At 72.0% G+C, this 16245-nt stretch carries 18 protein-coding genes; 6 read left to right on the plus strand and 12 right to left on the minus strand.

The genetic code is table 11. The features are described from left to right. Positions 1-11: 11 nt before the first annotated feature. From RGE_RS02690 to RGE_RS02715, 6 genes are all read right to left on the minus strand, one after another. Positions 12-497, minus strand: a complete 486-nt coding sequence (locus tag RGE_RS02690; RefSeq protein WP_193788537.1) for a hypothetical protein — start codon at positions 495-497, stop codon at positions 12-14. 58 nt (positions 498-555) lie between these two features. Beyond that, a complete protein-coding gene (locus RGE_RS02695; RefSeq protein ID WP_014426766.1) occupies positions 556-1344 on the minus strand; it encodes a gluconate 5-dehydrogenase in 789 nt (262 codons plus the stop codon). A 20-nt stretch (positions 1345-1364) separates the two neighbouring features. Beyond that, on the minus strand, positions 1365-2207 hold the full coding sequence (gene kduI / locus RGE_RS02700; protein WP_014426767.1) for a 5-dehydro-4-deoxy-D-glucuronate isomerase: 843 nt from the start codon (positions 2205-2207) through the stop codon (positions 1365-1367). Between the two features lie 26 nt (positions 2208-2233). Next, positions 2234-2695, minus strand: coding sequence for a YhcH/YjgK/YiaL family protein (locus RGE_RS02705; protein ID WP_014426768.1), 462 nt, complete (start codon positions 2693-2695; stop codon positions 2234-2236). 121 nt (positions 2696-2816) lie between these two features. Continuing rightward, positions 2817-3800: a 2-keto-3-deoxygluconate transporter gene (gene kdgT / locus RGE_RS02710; protein WP_014426769.1), complete on the minus strand. Its 984-nt coding sequence runs from the start codon at positions 3798-3800 to the stop codon at positions 2817-2819. Positions 3801-3855: 55 nt separating this feature from the next. After that, a complete protein-coding gene (locus RGE_RS02715; protein WP_014426770.1) occupies positions 3856-4824 on the minus strand; it encodes a sugar kinase in 969 nt (322 codons plus the stop codon). Positions 4825-5214: 390 nt separating this feature from the next. Here RGE_RS02715 and RGE_RS02720 point away from each other — a divergent pair, with 390 nt between their 5' ends. Further along, positions 5215-5970, plus strand: coding sequence for a GntR family transcriptional regulator (locus RGE_RS02720; protein WP_014426771.1), 756 nt, complete (start codon positions 5215-5217; stop codon positions 5968-5970). A 1-nt stretch (position 5971) separates the two neighbouring features. Here RGE_RS02720 and RGE_RS02725 read toward each other — a convergent pair whose 3' ends face one another. The 5 genes from RGE_RS02725 to RGE_RS02745 all read right to left on the minus strand — a co-directional run bounded on the left by RGE_RS02725 (position 5972) and on the right by RGE_RS02745 (position 10170). Further along, positions 5972-6412, minus strand: coding sequence for a cytochrome c (locus RGE_RS02725; protein ID WP_014426772.1), 441 nt, complete (start codon positions 6410-6412; stop codon positions 5972-5974). Position 6413: 1 nt separating this feature from the next. Continuing rightward, complete coding sequence (locus tag RGE_RS02730; protein WP_014426773.1) at positions 6414-6878, minus strand: hypothetical protein; 465 nt, start codon at positions 6876-6878, stop codon at positions 6414-6416. Between the two features lie 111 nt (positions 6879-6989). Next, positions 6990-8900 (minus strand): NAD(P)-binding protein, encoded by a 1911-nt coding sequence (locus RGE_RS02735; RefSeq protein ID WP_014426774.1) that lies wholly within the window; start codon positions 8898-8900, stop codon positions 6990-6992. Continuing rightward, on the minus strand, positions 8897-9619 hold the full coding sequence (locus RGE_RS02740; protein ID WP_014426775.1) for a hypothetical protein: 723 nt from the start codon (positions 9617-9619) through the stop codon (positions 8897-8899). Before RGE_RS02740 ends, RGE_RS02735 begins: the two co-directional genes overlap by 4 nt. Further along, positions 9616-10170: a cyclin-dependent kinase inhibitor 3 family protein gene (locus tag RGE_RS02745; protein ID WP_014426776.1), complete on the minus strand. Its 555-nt coding sequence runs from the start codon at positions 10168-10170 to the stop codon at positions 9616-9618. Before RGE_RS02745 ends, RGE_RS02740 begins: the two co-directional genes overlap by 4 nt. 150 nt (positions 10171-10320) lie before the next feature. On the opposite strand from RGE_RS02745, the gene RGE_RS02750 reads away from it, so the two are divergent. From RGE_RS02750 to RGE_RS02770, 5 genes are all read left to right on the plus strand, one after another. Continuing rightward, complete coding sequence (locus RGE_RS02750; protein WP_014426777.1) at positions 10321-11079, plus strand: oxygen-binding di-iron domain-containing protein; 759 nt, start codon at positions 10321-10323, stop codon at positions 11077-11079. Positions 11080-11335: 256 nt separating this feature from the next. Then, positions 11336-12208 carry a PEP-CTERM sorting domain-containing protein gene (locus tag RGE_RS02755; protein WP_014426778.1) on the plus strand — a complete coding sequence of 291 codons (873 nt, stop codon included), beginning with the start codon at positions 11336-11338 and terminating at the stop codon, positions 12206-12208. Beyond that, the gene (locus RGE_RS02760) at positions 12205-12678 is read left to right on the plus strand and encodes a hypothetical protein (RefSeq protein ID WP_070099441.1); all 474 of its coding nucleotides are present in this window, start codon (positions 12205-12207) and stop codon (positions 12676-12678) included. The genes RGE_RS02755 and RGE_RS02760 overlap by 4 nt, the downstream gene beginning before the upstream one ends. Further along, positions 12678-13940 carry a poly-beta-1,6-N-acetyl-D-glucosamine synthase gene (pgaC, locus tag RGE_RS02765; protein WP_014426780.1) on the plus strand — a complete coding sequence of 421 codons (1263 nt, stop codon included), beginning with the start codon at positions 12678-12680 and terminating at the stop codon, positions 13938-13940. The genes RGE_RS02760 and pgaC overlap by 1 nt, the downstream gene beginning before the upstream one ends. Then, entirely contained in the window at positions 13937-15637 is a 1701-nt protein-coding gene (locus tag RGE_RS02770; protein WP_014426781.1) for a tetratricopeptide repeat protein, read from the plus strand. Before pgaC ends, RGE_RS02770 begins: the two co-directional genes overlap by 4 nt. Here the strand turns inward: RGE_RS02770 and RGE_RS02775 are convergent. After that, positions 15604-16191 (minus strand): TetR/AcrR family transcriptional regulator, encoded by a 588-nt coding sequence (locus RGE_RS02775; RefSeq protein WP_014426782.1) that lies wholly within the window; start codon positions 16189-16191, stop codon positions 15604-15606. The two genes, RGE_RS02770 and RGE_RS02775, sit on opposite strands and share 34 nt — an antisense overlap. Between the last annotated feature and the right edge of the window lie 54 nt (positions 16192-16245).

Genomic DNA, 16245 nt, shown 5'->3' on the forward strand with positions numbered 1-16245 from the left:
TCGAGCCGCGGTCAGTCGCCTTGCGCCTGCGGCGGCCACTGGCCGGTGGTCACCCGGCTCTGGTGCCAGCGGTGCATCGCGGCGTCCTGCAGGGCGTACTCGCCGCGGGCCGACTTCCAGACCAGCGCCGGCGTTCGCTGCCGCAGCGCCTCCAGCGCCTTTTGCGCCTGCGCGACGCTCACCGGATGGCCTGTCTTCTCGCGATAGAAACGCAGGGCCGCGGCGTCGTAAGGCCGGTAGCGCGCCTCTTGCTCCAGCATGCGCCACAGCACCGCTTGCTCGATCGGCTTCAGCGCGAGGTAGTCAGCCTCCATCTGCGCCTCGTCCTCTGCCTGCTGCTGCGCTGCGGCGTCGAGCAGTGCCGGCTCGAAGCGGCCGCTCAATCCTGCCAGCGGGCTGAGCACCTGGCCGAGCGCGGCCATGAAGAACTGCGGGCGCTGGCCGAAGCGCTCGAAATTCCGATAGTCCTGTCGCTGTTTGTCTCGTGCTGCCTCCATGAAGAACGCCCCCGGCACCGCTTGCGCGGCCCCGGGGGCGCTGGGTCGGATCGGCGCCTTAAGGCTGCTTGCCGATGTACGCCAGGATGCCGCCGTCGACGTACAGCACGTGGCCGTTGACGAAGTCCGAGGCGCTGGACGCCAGGAACACCGCCGGGCCCTTCAGGTCCTCGGTGCGGCCCCAGCGGTTGGCCGGGGTCTTGGCGAGGATGAAGCTGTTGAACGGGTGGCCCGGCGTGCGCAGCGGCGCGGTCTGCGGCGTCTCGATGTAGCCCGGGCCGATGCCGTTGCACTGGATGTTGTGCGCGCCGTACTCCGACGCGATGTTGCGCGTCAGCATCTTCAGCCCGCCCTTGGCGGCGGCGTAGGCCGAGACCGTCTCGCGGCCCAGCTCGCTCATCATCGAGCAGATGTTGATGATCTTGCCGCCGCCCTTGGCGATCATCGCCGGGATCACCGCCTTGGCGAGGATGAAAGGCGCCGTCAGGTCGATGTCGATGACTTGGCGGAACTCGCTGGCCGCCATCTCGTGCATCGGCACGCGTTTGATGATGCCGGCGTTGTTCACCAGGATGTCGACGGTGCCGACCTCGCGCTCGATCTGCGCGACCATCTTCTGCACCGCCGGCTCGTCGGTGACGTCGCACAGGTAGCCGTGGGCTTTGATGCCGGCGGCCTCGTAGGCGGCCAGGCCTTGGGCGAGGAAGTCCTCGTTGATGTCGTTGAAGGCGATCGTCGCGCCGGCCTCGGCCAGCGCGCTGGCGAGCGCGAAGCCGATGCCGTAGCTGGCGCCGGTGACGAGGGCGACCTTGCCCTTCAGGGAGAAGGCGTCGGGGTAGAAGCTCATGGTCTGTCCTTGCTCGGGCGTCAGCGCAGGTCGCCGATCGCGATGTGGTCCATGTCGTCGAAGGTCTGGTTCTCGCCGCCCATCGCCCAGATGAAGGTGTAGGCCGAGGTGCCGCAGCCCGAGTGGATGGACCACGACGGCGAGATCACCGCTTCCTCGTTGTGCACGAGGATGTGGCGCGTCTCCTGGCCCTCGCCCATCATGTGGAACACGGCCTGGCCTTCGGGGATGCCGAAGTAGGTGTAGATCTCCATGCGGCGCTCGTGCGTGTGCGCCGGCATCGTGTTCCAGACGTTGCCGGGCTCCAGCTGCGTCAGCCCCATCGACAGCTGGCAGGTCTCCAGCACGTCGGGGTGGATGAACTGGTTGATGACGCGCTTGTTGGCCGTCGCGGTGTCGCCCACCGGTTTCTTCTTCGCGTCGGCGATCGAGATGAAGGTGGTCTTGCAGGCTTTGTGGGCCGGCGCGCTGACCATGTAGAACTTGGCCGGCCGCGACGGGTCGGCGCTGCGGAACACGACTTCGCGCGTGCCCTGGCTGACGTACAGGCAGTCCTGGAAGCCGAGCTGGTAGCGCACGCCGTCGGCCTCGACCGAGCCGGCGCCGCCGATGTTGAAGATGCCCAGCTCGCGGCGCTCCAGCACGTAGTTCGTGCCGAAGCTCTTCATGCAGGCGATGCCCTTGTCCAGCGGCACCGCCTCGTCCACCGGCATGCAGCCGAAGGTCACCATGCGGTCGACGTGGCTGTACACGGCCTGCACGGTGTCGGGCTGGTACAGGTTCTGGATCAGGAACTCGCGGCGCGTCTCTTCGGTGGTGTAGCGCTTGAAGTCCCGCTGGTTGGTGGAATAGCGGATGTCCATGGTGGTTCCCGTGTCGGTGGCGTGGTTCAGGCGAGGACCTTGACCACGACCTTGCGCACCTTGCGGCTGCGGTCGTCGCAGCAGCCCGGGCGGTGGATGTCGGTGGGGTGGAAGACGGCGTAGCTGCCGGGGCCCAGCAGCAGATCGGTCTCGTCGGCGACCGAAGCGAAGAACTGCACGTCGCGCTCGGCGAGGCGGTCTTCCTCGACGGCGCCGCCGTGGTGCAGCGGCGCGTAGCCGATCACTTCCAGGCCGCGTGCGACGTACTGGATGTCGATGTAGCGCGCGTGCGACTCGGCGCGCTTCTTGTCCTTGGGCTCGGTGTCGTAGTCCTGGACCAGCGCGAACAGGCGGTCGCCGTCGATGTCGAAACGCCCGGCGGGCAGGCTCTCGATGTCGGTCTCGGCGAGAAAACGAAGGCCGCGCAGCAGCGCGGCGGGAATGTGGTCGGCCTCGCGGTCGAGCAGGGCGATGTGACTGAGGAGCATGGCGGATTCCGCGGCGGTCCTGGGGTTCGGGGGGCTCGGCCGGCCCGTGCGGGGTCGGCCGGGGACCGCCCTGCGCGCGTGGCCAGAACCGGCACCACGTGCGCAGGGCGGCGCGTCGGCGTCAGGCCGTGGCCGGCTGGGCCTGGGTTTCGCCGTGGCGGGCGGCCATGCGCTTGGCCCACAGACCGGTCAGCACGGGCACCAGGATGGCGGTGGTCAGGCAGGCGGCGGCGACCAGCGAGGTCGCGGCGGCGGCGGCCGGTTTGAAGGCCGGCACCATCTCCGCGATGATCATCGGGTTGGCCACCGCGGCACCGGCGGTCGACGAGGCGGCGAGGCCGGCGGTGCCGTTGCCGCCGCCGATCAGCTTGTCGGCCAGCATCAGCGGGATGCCGGTGATGATGATCACCATCACGCCCAGCAGGATGCCGCCCAGGCCGGTCTGCGCGATCACGTTCAGGTTGATGCCGTTGCCCAGCGCGAAGCCGAAGAACGGGATCAGCACGTGCACGCACTTGCCGAAGAACTCCTTCAGGTCCTTGTCGAGGTTGCCCAGCGCGAAGCCGACCAGGAAGGGCAGCACGGCGCCGGCGAACAGCCGCGGCTCGAAGCTGGCGACGCCGGCGGCGCCCAGGATCAGCATCGACACCAGCGGACCCGACTCGATCGACATCAGGACGAAGGCGCCCGCCTCCTCCTTGGTGCCGTACTGCTGCATCACCGCGGCGTAGAGGCCGCCGTTGGTCATGTCCATCGCGGCGCAGATGGCCAGCGCCGAGAAGCCGGCGAACAGGCCTGCCTGGACGCCGTCCATCGGCAGGAACTGCGCCGCCATCCAGGTGGCGGCCCAGGCGACCAGCGTCTTGACGACGACGAGGTTGCCCGACTTGCGCAGCACCGTGCCGGTGGCGCGCAGGTCGATCGTCGCGCCCATGCAGAAGAACCACACTGCCAGGATCGGCACCGTGCCCGTGATCAGCCCGTTGGTGAACGAACCGAAGTACTTGCCGGCGTCCGGGAAGAAGGTCTTGGTCAGCGCGCCGAGGATCAGCGGCACCAGCATCAGGCCACCGGGGATCCGGTCGATTGCCTTCTTGATGTTCATGGACGTACCCCTTGTGTGCAGAGAAAGCCGGGTGGGGCCGGCAGGGTGGAACGCGCTACGGGCGGTCTGCGGCCGTTTCCGTGGCGTAGACGTCGGGGGTGGCCTCGGCCGGGATGATGGCGCCGCGGTGCTGGACCACGGCGCCGGCCACCCGGTGGGCCCGGCGGGCGCTTTCGGCCGGGTCCAGGCCCAGCATGCGTCCGAGGAGATAGGCGCCGGAGAAGCTGTCGCCGGCGGCGGTGGTGTCGACGACCTGCGGGATGCAGGTCGCGGCGACGGACTCGACCTGGCCGCCGTGGATCAGCGTGCAGGGCTTGGCGCCGTCCTTGATGACGACTTCCAGCTGCGTCAGCGGGCGGAAGTGCGCCGCGCCGGCCGCCGGGTGCGGGGCCACGCCCAGCACCTCCAGTTCCTCGACCGTCACCAGCACGCGGCGGGCGAAGCCGAACACACGTTCGTAGACGGCGCGCGTCGTGGCCACGTCCTCCCACAGCAGCGGGCGGTAGTTGCAGTCGAAGTCGATCGTCTTGCCGGCGGCGGCCAGTTCGGCCAGGCGCGCCAGCAGGCGCTCGCGGCTGGCCGGGCGCAGCACCGCCAGGCTGATGCCCGACAGGTAGATCGCGTCGAAGCCGGCGAGCGACTCGAGCAGCGCGTCCGAGCCTTCGCACTCGAAGGCCTCGCGCACCGCGGCCTCGCCGCGCCAGTAGAAGAAGCGGCGTTCGCCGGCGGCGTCGGTCTTGATGAAGTACAGGCCCGGGCGGCGGCCGGCGCGGCGCATCGTCAGGCTGTCGTCGACGCCCTGGGCGCGCCAGAACTCGGCCATCGCGCTGCTGAACGGGTCGTCGCCGATGGCGCTGACGTAGTGCACGAAGCGTCCGAGCCGCCGTCCCAGGCGGGCCATGTAGACCGCGGTGTTCAGCGTGTCGCCGCCGAAAGCCTGGCTGACGCTGCCGTCGGCGCGCTCCTGCAGTTCGACCATGCACTCGCCGATCGCGGCGACGCGCAGCACGGGGCTCTTGTCCATCTCTCAGTCCTTGCCAGCGGTCTCCCCGGTCGCCGGCCTCTTGGGCCGGTCGCCGGGTGTTGCGCCGCTCGCATCGGGCCTGCCGTCAGGGCGCCGGGGCGCCGTGGAGCGGGTCAGGTGGGGCGGTCTGTATGCATGATATACAAGGAGTATTTGGTATACATAGCGATGTTTGAGGCGTTTGACCTAGTGTTTTCACCGATTTCCTGACGCGCGTGCTTGACGCTGCGTTTTGCCTCCTGCAGCACTGTCGGCCGCCGCGCCGGGGCCTGCGTTGGGGGATGAGGGTGGCCAAGCTGCTGTCAGCCGAGCCATATATGTAATATGCGAGAACTGCTCGAACGGGGCGCCGGCCGGCGGCGGTCCTGTCGCGGCAGGCGAAGGAATCCCATGGCGGACTGGACCCTCGGTGGCGACGCGCGGCGCGCGGCCGTTCCGAACAGCGCGAGCCTCACGGCCGCGCAGCTGGTGCACGAGCGCCTGCGCGACGAGATCGTCTCGCTGCAGCGGCGTCCCGGCGACGTGATCTACGAGAAGGAGATCGCGCAGGAAGCGCAGGTCAGCCGCACGCCGGTGCGCGAGGCGCTGCTGCGCCTGGCCGACGAGAAGCTGGTCGAGATCGTGCCCAAGTCGGGCACCATCGTCGCCCGCATCCCGGTGGCCAAGCTGCCGGAGATCATCCTGGCGCGCACCGCGCTGGAGACGATCACGGTGCGCGCCGCCGCCGAACGCGCGCGCGGCTCCGACGTCGCCGGGCTGCGCGCGCTGATCGAGCTGCAGCGCGAGAAGCTCGAAGCCGGCGACCAGGCCGGCTTCCACGCCGCCGACGAGACCATGCACCGCGCGATCGCCGAGGCCGCCGGCCTGCCCGGCATCTGGGAGATGGTGCAGCAGATCAAGGTGCAGCTCGACCGCTACCGCCGCCTGACGCTGCCGCAGCCGCACCGCATGGAGCTGGCGCTGGACGAACACGCGGCGCTGGTCGACGCCATCGCTGCGCACGACGCCGACACCGCCGCGGCGCGGGTCGCCGCGCATCTCGAAGGGCTCAACGCCAGCCTGGCGACGATCCGCGAGCTGAACCCCGACTACTTCGCCGGCGACGTCGACGCGGTCTACGAACGCTGGGCGGCGCAGGCGGCCTGAGTCACCAGCCGCGCTTGTAGGCGCGGTGGCAGGCGGCGCAGCTCTCGTTCAGGCGCCCTTGGCGCTCGCGCAGCGCGGACGCGTCGGCCGGTGTCTCGCGCGCCTGCCGTGCCAGCGCCCGAGCCGCGGCCTCGAAGGCCTGGGCGTGTTCGACGAAGTCCGGGAAACGGTTCCAAATCTCGGCCTTGGCGCCCGAGAAGAGGCCGCCGCGGCTGTCGGGCGGGAACAGCGACGGCAGCCGCGCGGCAAACGCCGCCAGTTCGTCGGCCGACGCGGCCACCGTCGCCGCGTCGCCGCGGGCGATCGCCGCCTTGATCGCCGCGTTGGCGCGTTTGCTCGCCTTGAACTCATGTTCGCGTTCGGCGACCGGATCGCCGGCGGCGAACGCGGCGCTGCAGGCCAGGGCCGTCGCCAGCACGGCCGCTCGAAGAGGGGCGCCCATCTCAGCGCGCTCCCGCGGCGACCGCCGGGCGGCGGCGTCCTGCCAGCTGCAGGCCGTCGCGAAGGCTGGCGAACATCAGGGCGAGGTTGGTGGCGCCCGCGGCCAGTTCCAGCGCCTGCACAGCGTAGAACACGGCGTCGAATCGGCCTGCGGCGGCCCAGCGTGCGAGCACGATCGCGCAGGGCAGCAGCACCAGCAGGCCGTTGGCGGCGACGATCGGCATGCGCCGGCGTTTGGCCTCGACCAGCCGGCCGTGGCGCGAGCCGCCGAGCGCGAAGCCGCTGGCGCCCAGCACGGCCATCGCCGGCAGCAGGATCCAAAGCCCCGGCGTGACGATCAGCGCCTTGACGGTGGCGATGGTCTGCGGCGTGCCGAAGAGTTCGGCGGCGACGGTGGCGACGAAGAAGCTCGCGATGCACAGCGGCGCGAGCACGCCGGCGGCGAGATGCAGAGGTTTGGCGATCATGGTTCCGAGGCTTGTCGTCGAACAGCCGACGATGAGCCTCACTCTAGGAGCCGCCGCCCTGGGCGCATAGGCCGGAGCTGGCGACACACTGTCTGCCACTCGCCGACAGTCTCAGCCCATCGCCGGCCCGGGAAAGCGCTGCCAGGCCGGCAGCCGGGCGCGCGGCAGCAGTTCCTGCACCGCGCGCGCCGCCTGGTCGATCGCGCCGTTCGCATAGGCGTAGGCGCCGGCGTCGCTGTTGGCGATCGCCACCCGGCCCCAGCCGCGGCGCGCGGTCTCGCAGGGCAGGGGAGCACGCGGCCAGAACGGATCCCAGGGCCGCATGTACTCGTAGGCGTAGCCGTGCGGCCAGCGGTTCGCGGTGATCGCCTCCAGGTCGCGTGCGGCGTCGAAGCCGTGGGGCCCCAGCGCTTCGCCGAGCAGCGTGACGATCTCGTGCTCGAAACGGCCGAAGTCCCAGTCCAGCAGCGCCTTGCGCCCGGCCGCCGACTGTTCGCGCGCCGGCGCGCCGCCACCCGGCACGACGACCTTGCCCAGGTGCAGCAGGATCGGTTCGTCGGCCGACTCGGGCGGGCGCTGGCGCCCCAGGCGCACCGGGAAGTCCAGCGCGACGTCGTCCCAGAAGCCGTCGACCGGATGCAGCGAAGAGACGCCGGCGGCTTTCCACGCCCGCCAGTTCGACAGCAGCACGTTGGCGTAGACCAGCGGCACCTTGACCTGGTCGTCCAGCGCACGGCGCTGCGCGGCCGGCAGTTCGTCGCAGAGCCTGGCGACGACGCGGTGCCAGCAGGCCAGCAGCACCTGGCGCGCGCGCACCGCACGCAGCCGGCCGGCGGCGTCAACGTAACGCACTTCGACACGTTCGGCCCGCTCGGGCGGCCCGAGGTGGCGCAGGCCGACGACGGTGCTGCGCAGCGAGATGCGCAGCGGCTGTCCGGGCTCGTCCAGCCGCGCGTGCCGCAGCGGTGCATCGACCAGCCCGTCCAGGCCCTCGGCGCCGGGCAGGGCCTGCGGCAGCAGCGAGCGCAGCAGCGCACGCACGACGCCGGCGTTGCCGTCGGGGAAGTGGTAGACGTAGTCGTCCTGGCCCAGCCGCAGCTGGCGCCCGCTGGGCGAGTTGGCGGCGAACGGGCGCTCGCCCAGGTCCAGCGCCTGGAAGCCCGGCAGCCCCAGCGCCCAGGCGTCGAGCGCGCTGGTCGCGTCGCTGCCGACGCCGAAGTAGCCGCGCGTCGCGCCGCGGTGCCAGCGTTGCGCCTCGTCGTCGGCGCCCCAGCCGCGGCGCAGGAACTCGGCATAGGTCCAGCGCGCCAGCACCGCGGCGCGTGCGGCGCGGGTGCGCACGCCGGGCAGCGGGTCGTGGCGCGAGCCCTCGTCGAGCAGCCGGGCGAGCACCTGCCGCGCCTGCGGCCCCAGCGGCGTGCGCGCCAGCCAGTCGGCCGGCGCTTTGCCGTCGCCGCGGAACACGGTGCACGCCCGTCCCCAGCCGGCGGCGCCGAAGTGCAGCGCGTGGCCGTCCAGCCCGTGGCGGCGCTGCCAGTCGTGGTCGAAAGCGCCCTGCTCGAAACGCGCCAGGTCGACGCCGACGCCACGCAGCAGCCCCTTCGAGGCCGGCGAGAACAGCGACGGCGAGTCCAGCGACTGCGAACCCGCGTAGCCGATCAGCGTGTGCCCGCTGCGGCTGATGAACGTGTTGCGCCGCGCGTGGCCGCCGACCTCGGCCGCGGCGTCGAGCAGACGCATCGTCACCGGCCGCCCGGCGTGCTCGCGGAACCACCAGGCGCCGGCCAGCCCGCTGATGCCGGCGCCGACGACGAGCAGGTCGGGCTCGTCGGCGTCGAGTTCGGCGGCCTGATCGTCCCAGCGCCCCGGCCGGTCGCGCCAGACGTGCGCGACGGCGTTGTCGGCCTCGGTCTGGCCTTGCAGGCCGGTGGCCAACGACGGGTCGTCGTCTTGCGCTGCGGCGGCCCCGGGCAGCGCCGCCAGCGCCGCGCCGTGCACGAAGTCGCGGCGCGTGATCGTCATGCGCCCAGGCGCCGCGCCAGATCCGCCTTGCGCGCCACCATCTTCTCGGCCAGCGCGACGCTGCCGCCGTGGGCCAGCACGCAGGCGCGGATGTCGCCGTCGGCGATGCGCGTGACGACCTCGACCGCCTCGCGCAGCGCGTCGTCGGCCATGTCGCCGAACAGCCGGCGCGCGTGCGGGTTGTCGGGGTCCCGGCGCAGGCGCTCGAGCTCGCCGACCTCGGTGCCGAAGGCGCGGCCCTTGGGGCTGCCCTGGGCGCGGAACTCGAGCGCGCCGCCGACGTCCAGCGTCAGCACCGTGCCGCCGGCCAGGCCCTGGTTGTCGCCGCCGTAGCCGGCGGCGTCCCAGTTGGCGGTCCAGGCGTGCACGCCCAGCCAGCGCTGCGCCTGGCGGCGTTCGGCCTCGTCGAGCTGTGAGATCAGCTTCTTGTCGAGCACCACGTAATCGGTGGCGATCTGGTCGGCCGCACGCGTGCGCCGGTAGTGCAGCGTCGGTGCGCCGGCCAGGCGGTAGAGCTGCGCCGCCAGCCACTCGTTGCGCGCATGCGCCGGGCTCTCCAGCTCCTTGACGTAGAAGCCGCGTCCGGCGGCGTCGCGGTAGACGCCGGCGGGGTTGCTGCCCAGGCGGCCGCCGACGCGCTGCATCGCCGCGGTGTCGAGCAGGCGCGCGTCGGGCTCGGGCGCCGGCTCCGGCGCCTCGTGTCGGAGATAGGGCGTCATGGCAGGGGGCGCGTTCGCTGCACCAGCATCATCTGCGCCGGTGTCTCGATGGCCCCATGCCGCGCGCGGCGCACGTCGCGGATGGCCTGGTTCGGTTCGACGCCCAGTTCGGCCAGCAGGCGCGCGGCGATCATGCCGGCGCGGCCCAGGCCGCCCTTGCAGTGCACGAGCACGTCGTCGCCGGCGCGCAGCAGCGCACGGATCTCGGCACCTGCCGCCACCCACTCACGCTCGAAGTGCTCGCCGGGCACGCCGAAGTCCGGGATCGGCAGGTGCCACCAGGCGATGCCTCGGCGCTTCACCTCGTGGCCGAGCTGCGGCACCTTCAGCGCCGTAAGCTCGGCGGGTTCGACCAGCGTCAGCACCAGCTTCGCGCCCCAGGCGGCGATCGTGTCCAGGTCCATGCCCAGGTCGCGTGCCCAGGCGCCGGTGGCGGCGGCGCGGTCGTGTTTGCCGGGGCAGAAGGTGACGCCGATGCGCCCGTGCGCGGGGCTGGCGCGCACCGCGGCGATCTGCAGCGGGTGGCTGTGGCTGGTGCGGGCGGCGGTCACGGCGTGCGGCGGGGCGACGCCGTCGATGCTGCCACAGCACGGCGGCCGCGGGGCCCGCCGGTCCGGGGTGAAACAAAGCGCCCGGATTGCATAAAAAGCGCTTTTGTCGACTGTTGCGATTCTTGATGTCGATCAGGACAATGCTTCGACATGCTGATCGAGCTCCACCGCGACCACGATCACCGCTGCCTGATGTTCGCCGCCGACACGCGCGACGACAACGCGGTGCAGTCCAACCAGTTCCTGATCGTCGACGGCGATACCGGCGCGATCATCGATCCCGGAGGCAACCTCGCGTACAACGACTTGTACGTCGGCATGCAGCAGCAGTTCGCGCCGCACCGGCTGTCGGCCATCATCGCCTCGCACGCCGACCCGGACATCATCGCCTCGCTGGACCGCTGGATGACGGCCACCTCGGCGCAGGTCTACATCTCCGAGATCTGGGAACGCTTCATCCCGCACTTCTGCAAGCCGGGCAAGACGGCGGGGCGGGTCATCGGCATCCCCGACGCCGGCATGCACATCGCCGTCGGCGCCAGCCAGCTGGTCGCGCTGCCCGCGCACTTCATGCACTCCGAGGGCAACTTCCAGTTCTGGGATCCGGCCAGCGGCATCCTGTTCTCGGGCGACCTGGCGGTCTCGGTCGGTGTCGATCCGCGCGTCACGATCACCGAGCTCGGGCCTCACATCGCGCACATGGCGGGCTTCCACCGCCGCTACATGGTCAGCGGCAAGGTGCTCAAGTTCTGGGCGCGCATGGTGCGCCCGCTGCCGATCCGCATGATCGTGCCCCAGCACGGCGCGCCGCTGGCCGGCGCCGCGGTGCGCGAGTTCATCGACTGGGCCTCGGACCTCGACTGCGGCATCGACCTGCTGGCGCAGGCCGACTACCGCATACCCGCCTGAAGGCCGGGGTCGATCGTCTGCTTCAGGTCAAAGCGGCGCCCCGCCGGCGCGTGCATTTGGCACATCTGCGGCCGGTTCGAAGGCCGGAACTGTGGTTCAACCACCTGAATCGGGGTGCAGACGCGGCCGGATTTGTTTGACATTGTTTCAAAACGCCGCAATATCAGGATTGACTACAGTTCGACGAACCGCTAGCGACGCCCCGTGCGGCGAAGTCGGTTCCCGGGGGCTGCCGTCCCTCCCGCCTCTGATCACCATGTCCATCATCCGAACCAAGCGTCTGCAGCAGGCCGCGCTGGCCTGCGCCACCAGCCTTCTCGCCGTCGCCGCTCCTGCCGTCCTCGCGAGTCCGATCAACCTGACGCCGATGTACAGCGGCAGTTTCGCCAGCGGCAGCGGCGCCGATGCCACCTTCGTGAAGATCGACGGCAGCTGGCAGGGCAGCACCGTGCTCTGGAACGAGAGCACGAAGTCCTACGGCAGCGGCAACGCCATCGGCGGCTACGGCTGGGGCACCGGCCTGTGGGGCCGATCCGACTGGCAGGCGGTGCAGGACGCCGCCGCCGGCCTGGGCGGCGCCGGCTCGCCGACGATCCTCTCGACCTGGACCGGGCTGTCCTCGGCGATCAACTACGGCAACGGCTGCTACAACAGCCACTACTCGTCGCAGTGGGGGACGACGACCGCGGTGCCGCTGGCCGACAGCGGCGTCTGCGGCGACGACGCCAACGGCAACTGGACCTCGCACTTCGAGGGCTACATCCGCATCACCGAGGCCGGCCTCTACAACTTCTCGGTGCTCTACGACGACGGCTTCTTCTTCCGCCTGCTGGGCCTGGACGGGGCGCTGGAGATCGGCAAGGACTTCCTGAACCCGCGCGACCGCCTGGGCTTCGACGACAACCTGTTCCTGACGCCGGGCCTCTACGGCTTCGAGCTCGGTTCGTGGAACCGGCTGCAGGCCGGCGTCGTCGACCTGCGCTACAGCTACGAGGGCGGCAGCTGGACGCTGGTGGACCCGCAGAACCTGCTGCCGACCTCGGCGGTGCCTGAACCTTCCACGCTGGCGCTGCTGCTGCCGGCCCTGGCGATGCTGGGGCTGGGCCGCACTTTCGGCCGCCGCGCATGACCCCGGAGAGTCCGCGCGCAGCCGCTCACGGCGAGCGGCTGACGGCGGCGCGTCGCCTCGTGCACGCGGTGGTGGTGCTCGCCGGCTGGGTGCTGTTCGTCTGGGGCTGGGAGCGCGTCGCGTCGGGGCAGCCGGCGGTCGGCGAGCTGCTGTGGCTGATCGTCGGCGCGCTGGTGCTGGTGCCGGCGCTGACGCTGTCGTGGGTGCTGCACAACGTCGGCATCTACCGCCGCAAGGGGCCGCGGCGCAGCAGCGCGCTGGTTGCGCTGGACTACACGCATGACTTCAACGGCCGGCGCATCGATGCCGACTGGACGGCGCTGGCCGGCGCCCGCCGCGTGCTGATTCGCAACGACGGCGGCCACAAGCGCTTCGAGAACGCCGACCCCGCGCCTGCCGCGCCCACGGTGCCCGCCGCGGCACCCGCCACCCCGCTGCCGCGCCGCGACCAGCACGAAGGAGCGCATTGATGGAAGCCTGGCTGCTGGCCGTGCAGACCACGGCCTGGTACGGCGGGGTGCTCGCGTTCTTCGCGATCTACCCGATCGTCACCAGCCTGATGTGGATCGTCACCGCGCTGATCTTCCGCGTGCGCTGGGAGGAGACGGTCGGCCCCGACCCCAAGCGCTCCGACGCCGAGCTGCCGTTCGTCAGCGTGCTGGTGCCGGCGCACAACGAGGAGGCGGTGATCCGCCGCTCGGTCGAGGCCATGCTGCGCCTGGACTACCCGCGCTACGAGGTCATCGTCATCGACGACGGCTCGACCGACAGCACGCTGGCGCAGCTCGAGCCGCTGGCTGCCGACCCGCGGCTGCGCCTGGTGCGCAAGGCCAGCAACGAAGGCAAGGCGATGGCGCTCAACGACGCCATCGCGCTGGCGCGCGGCGAGATCCTGATGGGCCTGGACGCCGACGCCGAGCCCGACGTGCGCATGCTGCGCTACATCGTCCCGCACTTCGACTCGCCGCGTGTGGCCGCCGTCACCGGCAACCCGCGCGTGCGCAACACCGGCAGCTTCCTGGCGCGGCTGCAGGCGGTGGAGTTCTCGTCCATCGTCAGCCTGCTGCGCCGCGCGCAGCGTGTCTGGGGCCGCATCGTCACCGTCTCGGGCGTCGTCGCCGCGCTGCGCCGCAGCGCCGTGCTCGACGTCGGCGGCTACAGCCCGGACATGCCGACCGAGGACATCGAGCTCACCTGGCGGCTGCAGAAGCGTCACTACGACGTGCGCTACGAGCCGCGCGCGCTGTGCTGGATGACCGTGCCGCTGTCCTACCGCGGCCTGTGGCGCCAGCGGCTGCGCTGGGCGCGCGGGCTGATCCAGGTGCTGCGCAAGCACGCCGACGTCATCGTCACCTGGCGCAGCCGGCGGCTGTGGCCGGTGTTCGTCGAGTCCTCGCTGTCCATCCTGTGGTCGGTGTGCTTCGTGCTGCTGGCGACGCTGTGGACGCTGTCCTGGGCCGTCGGCCTGCCGCCGGTCGGCGCCTCGCCGATCCCCAACCTCTGGGGCATGGCGATCGCGACGCTGTGCCTGCTGCAGCTGGCCGTCGGCGTCTGGATCGACCGCCGCTACGACCCCGGCATCACCCGTTTCCTGCCTTATGCCGTGTGGTATCCGCTGATCTACTGGGCCTTCCTCGCCGTCACCACCGTCGTCGCGCTGCCGACCCTGTTCCGCCGCCCGGCGGGCCAGGCGGTGCGCTGGAGCACCACCCGCGTCGGGAGGGGCGCATGAGCCCGCGCCTGGCGCCGCTGGTGCTGGCGCTGGCCGCCGTCTTCGCCGCCGCGCCGGCGGCCGCGGCCGGCCGCGCCGAGGCCCGGGCCGCGGCCGACCAGCGCGACTGGGTGCAGGCCCTGCCGCTGTACGCGCAGCTCGTCGAGGCCCACGGCGACGACGTCGACCTGCTGATCGAGGCCGCGCGCGTCAACGGCTTCGCCGACCGCAATGCCGAGGCTGCGGCGCTGTACCGGCGCGCGCTCGCGCTGGCGCCGGCGCGGCGCGCCGACATCCTGCCCTCGCTGGCCTGGCAGAGCCTGTGGAGCGGCCGCCCGGCCGAGGCCGAGGCGCTGTTCGCCGAACTGCTGCCGCCCAGCGAAGGCGCCGCGCGTGCCGCGCTGCTCGACGGCCTGGGCCAGGCGCGCCAGGCGGCAGGCGACGCGGCCGGCGCGGCCAGCGCCTTTGCCGAGGCGCTGGCGCTGACCCCCGAGGACGCCCGGCTGCAGCGCCGCCTGGCGACCGCGCGGCTGTGGAGCGGCGACGAAGCCGGCGCGGTGCGCGAGCTCGAAGCCCTGGCGCGGCGTTTCCCTGCCGACCGCGACATCGCCTGGGCGCTGGCCAACGCCCGCAACTTCGCCGGCGCCTCGCGTGCCGCGCTGGCCGGGTTCCGGGCGCTGCCGGCGCCGGTGCATCCGGGCGAACGCGCCGACCTGGCGCGCGCCTGGTGGTGGGCCGGCTACGAGGACCGCGCCTGGCCGCTGCTGGCCGAGCCGGCCGACGCCGATTCGGCCTGGCTGCGCGACTGGCGCATCGGCCGCGAGCTGCGGCCTTTCGGCTACGCCAGCTTCGAGGCCTCCGAAGACAAGGACGAGCTCGACACGCGCGCCTGGACGGTGGGTGCCGGCTGGCATCCGGCGCCCGGCGCGACGCTGGACTTCCAGGCGCGCCGGCTGACGCTGGACGACGCCAACGGCGACCCCGCGGCCAACCAGATCGCCGCGTCGCTGCGCTGGCGCATCGGCGAGCCCGACAGCCCGAGCGGCACCTGGTGGCCGTCGGTCGCGCTGCGGGCGGCGCATTTCGGCGGCTGGAACCCGCTGCTGCCGACGCTGCGCCTGGCCGGCGTGCCGGCCGACCACTGGCGCGTGGACCTGCAGGCCGGGCGCGAACTCGTCGAGGCGCCGCGTGCCGTCGCCAACGAGGTGACGCTGAACTCGCTGGCGCTGGGCGTGGACCATCGCCCGACCGGCCCGTGGTCCTACGCCGCGTCGACCGCGGTGCAGCGTTTCGACGACGGCACGACCCGCTGGCGGCTGCGTGGCCGCGCCGAGCGCACGCTGCCGCTGCGCGGCCTGGCGGCCGGCGTCGAGGCCAGCGCCATCCAGCGCAGCCGCGGCGACGACGACGTCGACCGCGGCTACTGGAACCCCGACCGCTACCAGGAGCTGCGCGCCTATCTCGCCTGGTCGCGCGAATGGCGCCCGGTGGACCTGCAGCTGCGCAGCGGCCTGGGCATCGCCCACGAGACCGACACCGCCGGCAACCGCAGCACCGCGCACCCGAACTTCTGGGAACTGGCGCTGGGCTGGGACCTGACGCCGTCGGCGCGGCTGCGGCTGGCGATGGGCGGCAGCGGCCAGCGCATGGCCACCGGCGACTCGGCCAGCGGCTACTGGCGGCGCTACCTGACGCTGGGCCTGGACGTCTGGCGCTGAGCGTCGACCGCGGCGAAAGCCTCGGCCAGGCTGCGGCCCACCGCCGGCGTCAGCGCCTCGACGAGCTGCGGCGCCGGCAGGCTGGCCAGCGGCTCGGCGCGCACGACGTGGCGCATCACCGCCGCGCCCAGCAGCTGCGCGCCGATCAGCTGGGCGCGCAGCGCGCCGTCCTCGTCGTCGAGCAGCGGTGCGATGCCCTGGCGCAGCTGGTGCTCGATCGCCTGCTGCAGCGTCGTCGGCGGCTGCTGCGCCGCCAGCGCGGCGTGCAGCGCGGTGGCCAGGTCGCGGCCTTCGTCGCCGTGCTCCCAGATCTCCAGATAGCGCTCGACGATGCCGGCGGCCAGGGAGTCGAAGGCGCTGTCGTCGAAGGGCGCGGCCGGCTGCGGCGGCGGCATCGTCGGCAGCTGCGAGTCCTGCTCGGCCGCGCGGCGGCGTTCGGCCAGCGTCAGCAGCTTTTCGTAGACGCCGTCGACGACGACGTAGCCGATCCAGGAGCCGCTGCCGAGCCCGACCAGGGTCAACCAGATCTCGAACTCGCTGAGGATGGCGTCCACGAACCGTTGAAGGGGTGAGGAGCGCCGTGCGCGGCGCCGTCGATGCCGGCGACG

The sequence above is a fragment of the Rubrivivax gelatinosus IL144 genome, from assembly GCF_000284255.1.
GTDB lineage: Bacteria > Pseudomonadota > Gammaproteobacteria > Burkholderiales > Burkholderiaceae_C > Rubrivivax > Rubrivivax gelatinosus_A.

Excerpts from the sequence above, each read along its gene's own strand:
- RGE_RS02690 (WP_193788537.1), bottom strand. The coding sequence starts at position 497 with ATGGAGGCAGCACGAGACAAACAGCGACAGGACTATCGGAATTTCGAG.
- RGE_RS02695 (WP_014426766.1), bottom strand. The coding sequence starts at position 1,344 with ATGAGCTTCTACCCCGACGCCTTCTCCCTGAAGGGCAAGGTCGCCCTC.
- kduI (WP_014426767.1), bottom strand. The coding sequence starts at position 2,207 with ATGGACATCCGCTATTCCACCAACCAGCGGGACTTCAAGCGCTACACC.
- RGE_RS02705 (WP_014426768.1), bottom strand. The coding sequence starts at position 2,695 with ATGCTCCTCAGTCACATCGCCCTGCTCGACCGCGAGGCCGACCACATT.
- kdgT (WP_014426769.1), bottom strand. The coding sequence starts at position 3,800 with ATGAACATCAAGAAGGCAATCGACCGGATCCCCGGTGGCCTGATGCTG.
- RGE_RS02715 (WP_014426770.1), bottom strand. The coding sequence starts at position 4,824 with ATGGACAAGAGCCCCGTGCTGCGCGTCGCCGCGATCGGCGAGTGCATG.
- RGE_RS02720 (WP_014426771.1), top strand. The coding sequence starts at position 5,215 with ATGGCGGACTGGACCCTCGGTGGCGACGCGCGGCGCGCGGCCGTTCCG.
- RGE_RS02725 (WP_014426772.1), bottom strand. The coding sequence starts at position 6,412 with ATGGGCGCCCCTCTTCGAGCGGCCGTGCTGGCGACGGCCCTGGCCTGC.
- RGE_RS02730 (WP_014426773.1), bottom strand. The coding sequence starts at position 6,878 with ATGATCGCCAAACCTCTGCATCTCGCCGCCGGCGTGCTCGCGCCGCTG.
- RGE_RS02735 (WP_014426774.1), bottom strand. The coding sequence starts at position 8,900 with ATGACGATCACGCGCCGCGACTTCGTGCACGGCGCGGCGCTGGCGGCG.
- RGE_RS02740 (WP_014426775.1), bottom strand. The coding sequence starts at position 9,619 with ATGACGCCCTATCTCCGACACGAGGCGCCGGAGCCGGCGCCCGAGCCC.
- RGE_RS02750 (WP_014426777.1), top strand. The coding sequence starts at position 10,321 with ATGCTGATCGAGCTCCACCGCGACCACGATCACCGCTGCCTGATGTTC.
- RGE_RS02755 (WP_014426778.1), top strand. The coding sequence starts at position 11,336 with ATGTCCATCATCCGAACCAAGCGTCTGCAGCAGGCCGCGCTGGCCTGC.
- RGE_RS02760 (WP_070099441.1), top strand. The coding sequence starts at position 12,205 with ATGACCCCGGAGAGTCCGCGCGCAGCCGCTCACGGCGAGCGGCTGACG.
- pgaC (WP_014426780.1), top strand. The coding sequence starts at position 12,678 with ATGGAAGCCTGGCTGCTGGCCGTGCAGACCACGGCCTGGTACGGCGGG.
- RGE_RS02770 (WP_014426781.1), top strand. The coding sequence starts at position 13,937 with ATGAGCCCGCGCCTGGCGCCGCTGGTGCTGGCGCTGGCCGCCGTCTTC.